At 70.0% G+C, this 12,617-nt stretch carries 7 protein-coding genes; 4 read left to right on the forward strand and 3 right to left on the reverse strand.

Going from position 1 to position 12,617, the window contains the following annotated elements:
* Positions 1 to 70 precede the first annotated feature (70 nt).
* Positions 71 to 421: an META domain-containing protein gene (locus QZV94_RS03550; protein ID WP_293676425.1), complete on the forward strand. Its 351-nt coding sequence runs from the start codon at positions 71 to 73 to the stop codon at positions 419 to 421.
* Between the two features lie 177 nt (positions 422 to 598).
* On the opposite strand, the gene arsB is transcribed toward QZV94_RS03550, so the two are convergent.
* Genes arsB through QZV94_RS03565 form a run of 3 tightly spaced genes read right to left on the reverse strand, consistent with a single transcriptional unit; the run spans position 599 to position 2,543 of the window.
* Complete coding sequence (arsB, locus tag QZV94_RS03555; protein ID WP_293676426.1) at positions 599 to 1,699, reverse strand: ACR3 family arsenite efflux transporter; 1,101 nt, start codon at positions 1,697 to 1,699, stop codon at positions 599 to 601.
* The gene (locus tag QZV94_RS03560) at positions 1,696 to 2,058 is read right to left on the reverse strand and encodes a helix-turn-helix transcriptional regulator (RefSeq protein ID WP_293676463.1); all 363 of its coding nucleotides are present in this window, start codon (positions 2,056 to 2,058) and stop codon (positions 1,696 to 1,698) included. The genes arsB and QZV94_RS03560 overlap by 4 nt, the downstream gene beginning before the upstream one ends.
* Before the next feature lie 53 nt (positions 2,059 to 2,111).
* Positions 2,112 to 2,543 (reverse strand): OsmC family protein, encoded by a 432-nt coding sequence (locus QZV94_RS03565; protein WP_293676427.1) that lies wholly within the window; start codon positions 2,541 to 2,543, stop codon positions 2,112 to 2,114.
* 185 nt (positions 2,544 to 2,728) lie between these two features.
* Here QZV94_RS03565 and QZV94_RS03570 point away from each other — a divergent pair, with 185 nt between their 5' ends.
* From QZV94_RS03570 to QZV94_RS03580, 3 genes are all read left to right on the forward strand, one after another.
* Positions 2,729 to 6,238, forward strand: coding sequence for a hypothetical protein (locus QZV94_RS03570; RefSeq protein WP_293676428.1), 3,510 nt, complete (start codon positions 2,729 to 2,731; stop codon positions 6,236 to 6,238).
* Positions 6,238 to 9,141: a hypothetical protein gene (locus tag QZV94_RS03575; RefSeq protein ID WP_293676429.1), complete on the forward strand. Its 2,904-nt coding sequence runs from the start codon at positions 6,238 to 6,240 to the stop codon at positions 9,139 to 9,141. Before QZV94_RS03570 ends, QZV94_RS03575 begins: the two co-directional genes overlap by 1 nt.
* A partial coding sequence (locus QZV94_RS03580) for a hypothetical protein (protein WP_293676430.1) occupies positions 9,138 to 12,617 on the forward strand: 3,480 nt, incomplete at its 3' end. The genes QZV94_RS03575 and QZV94_RS03580, both read left to right, overlap by 4 nt.

The following is a 12,617-nucleotide window of genomic DNA, read 5'->3' on the forward strand; positions in this document are numbered from 1 at the left end:
GGTGGACCAACCTGCCGCATCGCCTCCGCGTCTCGAGGGCACGCGCTGGCGTCTGGTCGACTTTTAGTCGATGGACGACGCCCAGGGGCGCCAGGCGCCGGCGGAACCTGATCGCTACACGATCGTCTTCGGGGCCGATGGCAGGGCCACGTTGCGGATCGACTGCAACCACGGCTCAGGCGCCTGGCAGGCGACCCCATCCGGCGCGGGCGGGACCCTCGCCTTCGGCCCGATCGCAACCGCCCGCATGGCGTGCCCCGAGCCATCGATGGGCCCATTGCTCGACCGGCAACTTCCCTACGTCCGCAGCTACACCTTCTCGAGCGGCCGCTTGCACATGTCGCTGATGGCCGACGGCGGCATCTTCACATGGGAGCCACATCCGGAGGCAGGCCGGGAAACCCCGGGGCGTTCTCCGTGAACAAGCCAACTTTACAGGCGACAACGACGCGACCATGGCCACTCGGCTCGCTTTAATCCGGGGCGGAAGCCATTCGCTTCAGGGACTTGGTGGCAGGCGTCCTGAAACCACCTGAAAACGCACCTGGCGGTAGGAGCACGGCTCGGGGCCAGCCCGGCCTCGGCGCGACCGTGACGCTCACGCTGCGCTGCGCGCCGCCACCCTCCGGACCGCGGCGCCGCGTTCGTACCAGCCCTTGGATCGGTTCACGATCGCCACGACGGTGAGCATCACCGGCACCTCGATCAGCACGCCGACCACCGTTGCCAGGGCCGCCCCGGAGCTGAAGCCGAACAGGCTGATAGCGGCGGCGACGGCGAGCTCGAAGAAGTTGCTCGCGCCGATGAGAGCCGAGGGCCCCGCCACGCAGTGCGCCTCGCCCGTCACGCGGTTCAGCAGATAGGCCAGGGCCGAGTTGAAGTAGACCTGGATCAGGATCGGCACGGCCAGCAGGGCGATGATCGCCGGCTGGCTGAGGATCTGCTCGCCCTGAAAACCGAACAGCAGCACCAGGGTGGCCAGCAGCGCCGTCAGCGAGACGGGGCCGATCTTGCCCAGGACGCGAAGGAGATGCGCCTCGCCGCCGTGCCGCGTGAGGGCCCACCGCAGGAGCTGGGCGATCACGACCGGCACGATGATGTAGAGACCCACCGAGATCACCAGCGTTTCCCAGGGGACGGTGATCGCCGAGAGGCCGAGCAGCAGGCCCACAATAGGGGCGAAGGCCACGATCATGATCGCGTCGTTCACGGCCACCTGGCTGAGCGTGAAGTTCGGCTCTCCGCGCGTCAGGTTGCTCCAGACGAACACCATGGCGGTGCACGGCGCCGCCGCCAGCAGGATCAGGCCGGCGATGTAGCTGTTGATCTCGCCGGCCGGCAGATAGGGGCGGAACAGGTAGCCGATGAAGAAGGCGCCAAGCGCCGCCATGGAGAACGGCTTCACGGCCCAGTTGACGAACAGGGTCACCCCAATGCCTCGCCAATGCTGCGCCACCTGACGCATCGCGCCGAAGTCGACCTTCATCAGCATGGGGATGATCATCAGCCAGATCAGCACCGCCACCGGGAGGTTGACCTTGGCGATCTCTGCCGAGCCGATCGCCTGGAAGACAGTGGGGAACAGGTGGCCCAGCCCCACTCCGGCGACGATGCACAGCGCCACCCATACGGTCAGGAAGCGCTCGAAGCGGGACATCGGTTTGGGGGCCTCTGCGACGGCCGGCGCTGCGATGGTCATTGGGCGGGATTCATCTCACGGCCGGTCGAGCAGGCCCCGCTCGCGGCGGCGGCAAGGGGTGCGCAGATTTCCGGCTTTCCGGCGCAGCAGTCCTCCATCAGGAAGGCGAGCAGCTCGCGCATGGCGTCGTAGTCGGCGGTGTAAATCACCGAGCGACCGGCGCGGCGCGACGCGATCAGACCGGCGTGGCTGAGGACGCTGAGACTGGCGGAGAGCGTGTTCGGCAACACGTCGAGCCGGCGGGCGACTTCGCCGGCGGCCAGGCCCATTGGTCCGGCTTGCACCAGCAGACGGAACGCCGCGAGGCGACCTTCGTGCGCCAGGGCCGCGAGGCTTGCGACGGCGGGTTTCATTTCCATATTTCGACGATACAAGAAACCACCGACGGTTGGAAGTCGCCCGTCGTAGCGGATCACACCTTGCGCTTGATCACGCCCTCGAGCTTCGTCGCCCGCGCCACGGTGTTCGAGATCGTGCCGTATTTGCGGACGTTCTTGTGCAGCAGCTCCAGCCGCTGGTCATCCTCGTCGGTGTCCACCGTGAGCTCGTAGTCGACCGACACCATCAACGGCGGCGCGTCCTGGCGAACGCCGTGCAGGCGAACCTCCACGCCCCGAAGGTCGAACTGCAGCATGGGCGCCACCCGTTCGATGCCTTTGATCATGCAGGCGGCGATCGAGGCCAGGAACAGCTCCGCCGGATTGAAGGCGTCGGGACGACCGTTCAAGGCCGTATCGAGGACGATCTCAGCGTCCTTGCAGCTGGCGAGGCCCCCGTGCGCGTCGAGGCGCCGGGCCGCAACCCGATACTCCAGCATCGCCTTCGACCTCCAGGGTGCGGACACCGAGGCGGCGTCAGCCAAAGCGCCTTACGAGCAAGCGAGGACGACCGGTATGACATGCCTCAATCCGGCGCCGGGGCTTGTCCTTTGGAGATCAGCGGTGTTCACATGCAAACTCTACTGTGGGTAGGTCTACGCTCAAGCTTGGGTTGCCACCAAGGCGACAGGTCGTCGTTCCAGGGGCCGAGATGTTCGCGTTCCATGCCGTGTCCGAGCTGTCCGGCGGAAAACTGGACGGCATCCACCTGATCTGGTCCCCGCCGTTCCCCACCGGGCACGCGCTGGACGGGTTCACGATCGAGCGGCGCGTCGCGGAGCGGCCGGACCGCAGCCACTGTTTCACCCTCTCACCCGCGGACCTCGACCGGGCGCGCAGGTTGGGCGTTCTGCTGCTTCCTGACGCGGCGGTCTGGGCGACGCCGAACAACCAGATCGAGCCCTTGAAGGGCGCCTGGACGTTCCGCTGCGATCTGGTCCAGTCGACCAGCGCCGTGAATATCGCCGCGATCGTGGGCCTTGCCGGGTTCGCCGCCCGCGCCGACGGCAAGGTGATCGCGGCCAGCGGCTTCAGCGGCGGGGCCTGCCGCCTGGTGGGCGCGGGGATCGCCACGGTCTGGTTCGTGGTGAAGACGATCGACGCTCCGGTCACGGTGTGCGGAGAGGTGCGTGACGACACGCGATGGGAAGCCGCGAAGGTCATCGTGTCCGGGCTGCAGATGCCGTTCGGCGCCGTCGACCCCACCCTTTCGGGAGTGGCGGAGGAACATAAGCGGGCGAGGGTTCAGGCGGAGCCCGAGGCTTTCGAGGGCGTGTTCGATGACCTGTCGAGATACGCCAATGCCGCCCTGGCCCGGCCGTTCGGGAGCGCGGCCTGGCGCGTGTCAGTCAACGATCCTGCGGCCGAGGCCAGCAACTGGGACACGCTGCCGTTCGGGCTCGTCACGGCCCTTTCGGGCTCGTCACCCCTGCGACGTGGGCTCGGCCTGGGATTCATCGACCACTTCGACCTGACACCGGGCGAGTCCTACGACTACCGCATCCGCGGCCGGGTCCCGCGCGCGGACCGCGACGAGGCGCGGGTTGATTTCCACACTGTGCCGCGCGGCTACGCCCTGCCCGCCCGCTTCGGTCTGGGCGATGTGATGCTGCACGTGACGCCGGCCCCGGTCGTCGAGGCCGAAACGCTGGCCTTGGGCGGCCTGACGGCGCAACGAAAGCTGATCCGGTTCAAGCGCCTGCGGATCGGCCTGCCATCGCCTCGCCGGCGGCTGGTGCTCGACGGCGCCTCCAACGGACTCCTGGACGTGATCGGCCTGCGCGCCGGCTTGCCGATCGCCGCGCTCTCGCTGGGCTTGGAAGAGCGGACCCTCCTCGAATTCGGCGCGCCCGTCGACGAGGTGCTGCTGAAGGGCGATGGCGGCGCCCTGGTCGGTCTGGTCGCCGACCCCCTCGCCCCCGGCCTGGATCCCAAGGAGCCTGTCGAGATCAGCGCCGCCGTCTACGGCGTGGTCTATCAGCCCGGCGCGCCGCCGCCGGCGCCCGTCTCCATCGACGTCGACAATCTCGGCAGCGCGGCGCGCGCCGCCCGCCGGGCCCAGCGCGATGATCACCTGGGTCTCGAGATCGCCTGGGAGCCCCCCGGCGTGTCGGCTCCCGCCGCGCTGCCGCTCTGGCCCGCCGACGCCCTGTCGGCGCCGCCCACCGAGGTCGCGGGCTACGTCCTGGAGCGATCGGTGAGCGGTGGCCCGTTTGGCGGTCTGCAGGACACCGACGGCCTCCATTTCGGCGCCCGCAACACCGAGCCGGTGACCCAGGCGCCGACTCCCGGCTTCGACCTGCTGGCCGCCTTCCCGCCGGCGGACAGGGTGGGGATCGCCGGGGACCTGAGCACCCGCGTGATCGACGTGGTCGAGGCCGGCGAGATCGCGCTCGGCGCTGAGGTGACCTATCGCGTCGCTTCGCTGGATGTCATCGGCCGTCGCTCGTCTCCGGTGACCTCGAGCCCCGTGCAACTGCGCAAGCTCACGCGTCCGCCGACGCCGATCGCACCGCCACCGCCCGCGGCCATCGATCCGGATCTGCCGTTGCTGGGCCAGCCCAACGGCATCGTCGTGCGACTGCTGCAAAGCGAGGACCGTGACCTGAGCGACGAGGAGCGCGCGCGGATCGCGGCCGACGGCGAGGTGGTGCTGCTCCGCTGGGGCTGGGGGCCGGAACAGCGCGCCCTGGATCCGCACGTCACCGAATTCCGGATCTACGAGGCGGCCGGACGGCTCATCGAGATCCTGGGGAGGGTCAGTGGGCCCGCGACCGCGACCGGGACCGGCAGTTGGCTTGTCCCCTGCGCCTTCTCACGCCCGATCCTCGCCAACGAGTTCGTGGGCCGAAGCCTCGTGCTGGGCGCCGCCTTCCGCATCGTCGGGCATGCCGCCGGCGCCGGCGTCGCGCTGGAGGTCGCGCCGATCGGGCCGGCGGCCGCCGCGCCGGCCGTGGGCGGCGGGTTCACCCTGGTGCGCACGAGCGGCGCGGAGGACGATCCGGCCTACTGGGACAGTCGGCTCATGGCCGTGCCACGATCCGGCGACCCGGCGGACCCAGCAGCCATCGAGGTCTATGAGGTCGCCCTGCCCGCGACTTGGGTCGCCGTCGACGCAAGTCGGCCGACCCAGGTGCGGACGTTCGGCGTGAGCGCCGCCGATGACCAGCCTTATGCGCCGGATCGCCGCCGGGCCGTGGAACCCAGCCCACGCGTGGGCAACGAAGGCGCCGTCGCCCACGGCGAAGTGGTCGCCCGCTTCCGCAGCCGGCCCGACCTGACCATCGCCGACCTGACCGACGTGGCCTCGATCGTGGCGCCGCGTGCGGCGGGCGAGGCGGTCACCGTGGCCTTCCGTCCCACCGACCTGTTGCCCCCGGGCGTCACCGCCGGCCCACTGACCCGCATCGAACGCTGCCCGGCCAGCGCCATCCTGCCCCGCATCGTCGTCGACGCGGCGTCGATCCGGCTGCGGCTCCAGACCGGCGCCCTGGTCGCCTGGCCGTTGTCGGCCGCCGACCAGTCGGCCCTGCGCGCCGGCCTGGAGGCGCGTACGACCCCGGACCGGTTCCTGGCGGCCGCCGCCCAGCGCCTCGGCCCCCTCGACGACTTCGAGCGCGTCGCCGACGCCGACCCGACCCGCGAACTTCGCGACGCCCTGCCCAATTCGCCTGTCCGCTGGATCTACCGGCTGCGCGCGCTCGACGCGGCGGGCCACGTTTCCGAGGCCGCGCAAGTGCTGCAGGCGGTGGTCCGAACGCCTGCCCCCTCCCCCGCGCTACCCCCGGAACTCAGATCGCTGAGGGTCGAAGCCGGCCTGGCCACCGTGCGCCTGCAGGACCGCACCGACGGCGCGGCGGCGCTTTTCGTCATCGCGTCCAACGACCCACGCCTGCGACCGGCCCGCGCCGACCTGGCGACCATCCGCAACCGGCCCGACCTCTCACCGCTGGACGCGCTGGTGGTCCGCGACGATCGCGGCCGGCGGCTGGCGCTGACGGCGGTCACGCCCGATGTGGACGGCGTCGTCGAAGCGACCTTCCCCGCGCCGACAGGCAATACCGTGAACGTGTGGGCGCTGGCGGTGTCGGCGGACGGGATACCCTCGCGCCTGGTCGGTCCGCTGACCGCGCCCAGCGGCTTCCCGGCGGAGGTTGGCTGATGTTGGCCTCGCCCCTCGCCTCGACGGCCGGCTGGACGTGGTCGCAGGACGCCATCGCCGACCTGCCCCGCGAGTTGGCGGGCGCCTTCCCGTCGACTGCGGGCACGCTCCCGGCGCCCGGGGTGCGGCGGCCGGACGTGAAGCCCGAGGCGGTGATCGGCGCCGGGCCTCCAACGGCGCTGAGCATCCCGTTCACCGGCCGGGTGCGCCACGCGGCGTCAGGGTCGACGCACTGGATCTGGGGTCGGGCCGCAGACCTCGCTCGCTACCCGGACCTGCTGACCCGGCTGCCGTTCGGCAATCCGCTGATCGCCCTGCGATTCACCGACGCGACCATGGCCGAGCCCGACGCGTTTCCCGGCGAGGGGCTCAAGCTGGGCGATCCCCTGGTCCTCGCCGGCGGCGTCCCGATCCTGGCGCAGGACCTGGCCGTGGTGGCCGTATTTCCACGCCAGCCCGGCTTGGACACTCTGGCGGTGCTGCGGGCGTTGCGCACGGCCCTGAACGACGCCGCGACGCCGGATGCGGCGTCCTGGGCGGCCTTCGTTGGCGCGTTCGATGGGCTGGAGGCGCCTCTGCGGCTGCTGGAGCCGGGCGGCCGACCCGTCAGCGGGCGGCAGGTTACGGTCGAGCGGCCGGGCGGCCCCACATCCGCGGTCCTGCAATCCAGTCATCGGGGCAATGTGCTGGCTGCGACCGGCCTTACGCGGGCAGGGCTTGGAGCCGGGTCCCGGCTCATCATCCCGGCGGCCGGAGAGGAACTCGCGCTGGCGACAGCGGCGGGAAAGGCGGAGCCCGCAGGCCTCGACCTTTCGGGACAGCCGGCGCATCTCGACATCGCCGCGCTCAACGACTGGTTCGGGCCCCAGGGGTCGGCGGCGCTGCGGCGCTTCAGCCGGGGCAACCGGGTGACGCCCTACGTCAATGGCCCAGCCTTCTTCAACGAGCTCTTCCGCGAGCTTCACGCCTATACGCCGGGCGCCGCGACGCCGCCGGCCTTCTACCTCGCGGGTTTCGCCATCGACCACGCCGCGAACTTCGTCCCGGAGAGCTCCGGGCTGCCGCACCGCTCGCTGGAGACCTTCGCCCGCCAGTTTGCGCAGGACGGAGGCGAGGCGCGGTTCCTGGCGCTGCAGTTCCTGCAACTGACTCCGGGCTTCGTCGAGACCGCCGAGAACGGCGCCCTGATCGCCGCTCTCATCCTGGCCATCGCCGGCGGCCTGCTGACCTTCGCCCAGGACTCCGCCTCCTGGGACCAGGTCAATTTCTGGGGCCACACCCAGGCGCTTGCGGTGGGCCTGTTCTTCGCGGCGGGCAAGATCACCGACCTGCTGGACACCATGGAGCCCAACAAGGCCGCGATCGAGGCGCTCTCCGCGATCCCGGGAGTCCTGGCGGCGCTGGACCCGTACCCGGCCGAGTGCGGCGACAACCCGATCTGCCAGCCGGCGAACGAGATCATCGCGCTGGCGCAGGAGGGGCAGCGCCGGTTCAACGTCTTCCACCAGAAGCTCGCCGTGGTGCGCAACGACGCCGGACTGCATGCCTACTGCGGCGGCATCGACATCAACCCCAACCGGCTCGACGACCGCGACCACGGGGTCCCCGGGCCGTACCACGACGTGCACGCGCGGGTGGACGGGTTCGCGGCCGGCGAACTGGCCCGGACTTTCATCGAGCGATGGGACCGCCCCGCCGCGCCCGGCGACCCGCCCCGGCCGGTGCGCGCCCCGCTGGCGCTGGCCGAGCCCGGCGCGCTGGACGGCCTGCCCGACGATGGGCCGGACATCGTGCAGGTCGCGCGCACCTACTTCGGTCCGGACCCATTCGACAGCGGCCGGGCCTTGCCCTTCGCCCCGAACGGCGAGCGCACCATCCTGGACACCACGCTGCAGGCGATCGCCCAGGCGCGCCGCTACATCTACATCGAAGACCAGTACTTGACCCCGTCCGAGGAATTCACCGCGGCGCTCGAGGCGGCCGCGAGCCAGGTGTCCGGGCCGCTGATCATCCTGATCCCCTCGGTCCCCGACCAGCCGTTCGGCTTCGCGCCCCGGCAGGCCTTCGTGAACCGGGTGAGCGAGGCCTGGGGCGACCGCTTCAAGATCGGCAGCCTGCGCCAGCATTTCTATCGGTCGCAGACCAACCGGACCAAGGCGATCGGGCGGATGTGGCTGACCGCCGACGCCGGCGAGGGCGACAACACCATCAAGATCGGCCCGCCCGACCGCCTGCCCGATGGGCCGTTCTGGGTCACGCTGGGGACCGAGGCGATGTACGTGCGCAACGCCGTCCCGGAATCCAGAACCGAGACCGAGGTCGAGCTGCGGGTGGACCGGGCCGACGCCACCAACCTGTTCGACAACGCCAAGGGTACGAAGCGATCGGCGCACAAGAAGGGCGCGGCGGTCTGCTGCGGCATCTTCCCGGGCATCTACGTCCACACCAAGATGATGCTGGTCGACGACGCCTTCGCCGCGATCGGATCCGCCAACCTGAACCGGCGCGGCTTCTTCTCCGACGGCGAGTGCCACCTGTTCGCGCTTCGCGAGGCCCTCGGCCACGGCGACGACAATTGGATCCGGGCGCTGCGCAAGACGCTCTGGAGCGAGGTCTGCGGGGTGCCCGAGGCCTACGGGGACGTCGCCTTCGACGATCCCGTGGCCAACCTGAAGCTGTTCGACCGCAGGTTCGTCACCGGCGGCCGGTTCGTCCCGTACAAGGCGCAGCCCTTCCAGACCGAGATGGAGGTCCAGGCCGCCTTCAACGCCAGCACCTCGAAGTTCGGCGGGATCGGCTTCATCGCCGGCGTGGGGCGCGCCCTCCTGGAAGCCGCCGTCGGGACCCAGGTCGACGCCATCTTCGACTCGGTGATCGACCCGTCCAGCAAGGTGGTGACATGAAGTTCACCGAGTTGTTCGGGAATTTCGGGTCGAGCTGGCCGGAGGAGCTGGTCAACACCTCCTGGCCGCCCACCGCAGACGTCGAAGGGCTGCTGGCGCAGATCGACAGCGCCATCGAACTGCACGACGCGGCCGCAGATGTGGGCGCCGACGGCACGGTGACCCTCACGGCGACGCTGAAGATCACTACCGGATCGGCGCCGGCCGACACCCAGCTCACCAGCCGCCTCTTCCCCTCCATGCGCTTCGTGTTCCGGCCGCCCCTCGACTGGTCGAGCGACTTCCGGTGTTCCGTGGCGCGCGACGGGACCGTGACCCTGCTGGTCGACACCCTGCCGCTGGATGTGCTGGTCCCGCCCGACCTGCTCGCAGCCCATCCCGACGAGACCCAGCGGGGCGCGGACAGCAAGATCGCGCTCTCGATCTCCGCGGATCCGACGGTGATCAGCCGCGACTTCGCCCTGACGCTCGAAGCCGCCGGCGACCTGCGGCTCGAGCCGCACTTCCCGATCTCGATCGGCCCGTGCCGGCTGATGGGCGTTCCCATGCGCGCGGTGCACGAGATGGTGCTGATCGCCTCGCCACGGCGGGCCAACAACCTGTACCACTGGGTGGTCCGCGACCTGAACCCGGACCTGTTCCTGTTCGACAGCGGCGGCCTCGGCTTCGGCGGCATGGAGTTCGACTTCGCCACCGCCGACGGCAACCTGTCGGAAATCCGCAAGGCCGCGCACATCCGCCCCGACGCCGAGCTGGTGATCGAGGACGTGGTCATCCCGGCCGTGTTCTTCCCGCCGCTGCCGCAGCATGGCGCGATCGGCCTGCGCAAGTCCCTGGCGCCGGGTGAATCGCTGGAGAGCCATCTCAGCTTCGACACGGCGCCGATCCAGTTCCCGCTGGGCAACTCGGCGACGCTGTTCTTCGACCAGTTGTACTTCCGCACACCGCCGGCCGGCACGCCCTTGATCGAGGGCCTCAGCCTCGAGGCCGGAATCGCGGTCTCCTTCGGTGACGGCGGGGAGAATACCGACTGGGACTTCAGCCTGGGCCTGATCGACGGCGACGTGCTGCGGGCCAGCGTCGCGCGCAAGCCGCCCCCGGCCAGTTCAGATGGCCTGCCGATCCTGAACCTCGACGTCTGGTTCGCGGTGGTCGACATCATCCGCGCGCGATTCGGGGTGTCGCTTTCGGCGTTGCAGAAGCCGCAGGTCGAGCCCGGCAGCGCCATCCAGGTGCTGGGCGACCTTCTGATCCGCGAGAAGCCGGACACCTCGTCCTCGCCCGTGAAGGTCAAGACCGAGGACGGCAAGCCCTTCGAACTGGCGCTGGTGGACGTGGGCTGGGACCGGGGCTCGATCTCGGGCTCGATCGTGAAGCAGAAGGACCTGACCCTGACCATGGGTCCCTTCGCGCTGGAGCTGCACGAAGCCGGCTTCGTCGCCGAGGACGGCGCCACCTACATCACGCTCTCCGGCGGCATCCGGCAGAAGACCGACCCGTTCACCGGCCGCGTCTTCTTCGAACGGTTGCGAGGCCGGCTGGCCGGCAATCCGGACGCCGCCAGCTTCAAGATCGGCGGTTTCGGCGCCTCGCTCGAGGTCAAGGACACCGTCGTCATCGAGGCGCACGGCAGCTACCGCAACGAGGTCCTCGGCGACGGCACGCGGCTGAAGGAAACCGGCCTCGGCGGCAAGATTACTATCTTCGTCGGCAAGAAGCAGTGGGGCCTGTCGCTCGACGTCTACTGGGGCCAGCGGACGCCGGTGTCCGGCGAGCCGCTGGACTACCGGCTATTCCAGGCGGTGCTGTTCGGCGCCATCCCGATAGGGCCGATCGAACTGCGCCAGATCGAGGCGCTGTACGGCGACAACCTGCAGCCCAAGCTGTCGCCGGAACCGGCCGCGGTCGGGCAGCTCAAATACTATCCGTGGCTGAAGAAGGCCCGTCCCACGGCCCTGCCGGAAGACCGGGGCCTGAGCGCCTGGAAGCCCGTGCAGGACACCTGGGCCTTCGGCGCGGGGTTCGGGGTGAGCTTCACCGGCTGCGGGGAACTCTGCCTGGCGACGGCGTTCGTCCTGGGCTTCGACGGCGAGGACGAGAAGACCGCGTCGGGCCTGATCGCCGTCATCGAACTGAAGCTGCTGGGCAAGGACAAGCCGATCGCCGTCGGCGTCTTCGAGTACGACTTCCGAACCGACGCCTTCATCCTGCAGTTGGTCGTCGACATCAAGCTGCAGGACCTGATCGAGAACTTCCCCGACGACCTGAAGGTCCAGATCGGCGGGACGGTCACCATCGGCAACACGCCCGGCCTCGTCGCGGTCGGCCGGATCGACAACCAGGACACGTGGCTGGGCGCGAAGTTCGACCTGGAACTCAACAGCCTGGCGACCATGCGCATTCGCGCCGCAGTGGTCTTCGAGTGGCTGGAGTCGGAGTACGTCGGCGGCGGCTTCCTGTTCAGCCTGAGCGTCGAAAGCCGTCTCGGGCCCATGAAGCTCAAAGGTTGGGGCTCGCTGGTGGTGGTGTTCCGCTACATGCTGAGCGGCACCAACGACTATGTGGCCCGCATCGCCTTCGACATGGGCTTTGCGATCGTTCTGTTCGGCTTCCTCCGGTTCGGCATCTCGATGAGCCTGCTGGCCGACTGGCTGGCCCACGCGCCGGACTACTTCGTGTTCCGCGTCACCTTCCGGCTCGAGACGCCCTGGTTCATGCCGGACTTCTCGGTGACCATCGAAAGCACCAGCGGGACCCTGCAGCCCGCCGCGCGGCCGATGCTGACCGGGGCGATGCTGGACGCCTCGGGCCGGTCCGCGCTCGGGAGCCGGCCCATGCGCGTCCAGCGCATCGACGGGCTCGCGGGCGGCGCCCAGCCTCGGCTCCAGGCGCTGCAGACCCTGCCCGGCGATGCGACCGTCTGGACGGGCGAGGCGGTCCCGGTCCCCCTCGACGCGACGATCGAGATCCAATTCTCGCCGATGCTGACCGATCGTGTGGGCATCGGTCAGACCAACCCAGACCTGGGCCGCCAGATCACCGGCGACGGCAACGTGTCGATCGAGGCGGTCTACGAACTGACCCGCGTCGAGGTGCGCCGCCGGCCTCGCGGGACCAGCGCCTGGCAGATGGTGGAGAGCTTCGGCTCCGCCGCCGACCCGCGGAAAGGCCGCTGGGCCTGGGACGAGAACACCCGCAGCGGTGGCGAAGTCGCCCCCAAGAAGCTGCTCTACAACGGCGCCACGCCTTTCACCGTGGCTGAGGCCGATCCGCTCGCTGACGCCGAGATCCTCGAGCAGAACCCGGGCTTCCCGTGCTGCCTTCGCCGCGATCCCGACGTGGCGCGCCTGGATTTCCACGACGAGGCGATGGGCGCCTATCCGCTGGGCTTCCTTCGCACCCTGACGTTCGTCCGCCGCGCGATCCCTGCGCCGGTCCGCGCCCGCCTGGGCCCCTGCTCGATCCGGCCCCCGGCC

The organism is uncultured Phenylobacterium sp. (assembly GCF_902826855.1).
Taxonomy (GTDB): domain Bacteria; phylum Pseudomonadota; class Alphaproteobacteria; order Caulobacterales; family Caulobacteraceae; genus Phenylobacterium.

Bases quoted from the DNA above. Each gene is read 5' to 3' on its own strand.
- QZV94_RS03550 (WP_293676425.1), top strand. From the start codon at position 71: ATGGACGACGCCCAGGGGCGCCAGGCGCCGGCGGAACCTGATCGCTAC.
- arsB (WP_293676426.1), bottom strand. From the start codon at position 1,699: ATGACCATCGCAGCGCCGGCCGTCGCAGAGGCCCCCAAACCGATGTCC.
- QZV94_RS03560 (WP_293676463.1), bottom strand. From the start codon at position 2,058: ATGGAAATGAAACCCGCCGTCGCAAGCCTCGCGGCCCTGGCGCACGAA.
- QZV94_RS03570 (WP_293676428.1), top strand. From the start codon at position 2,729: ATGTTCGCGTTCCATGCCGTGTCCGAGCTGTCCGGCGGAAAACTGGAC.
- QZV94_RS03575 (WP_293676429.1), top strand. From the start codon at position 6,238: ATGTTGGCCTCGCCCCTCGCCTCGACGGCCGGCTGGACGTGGTCGCAG.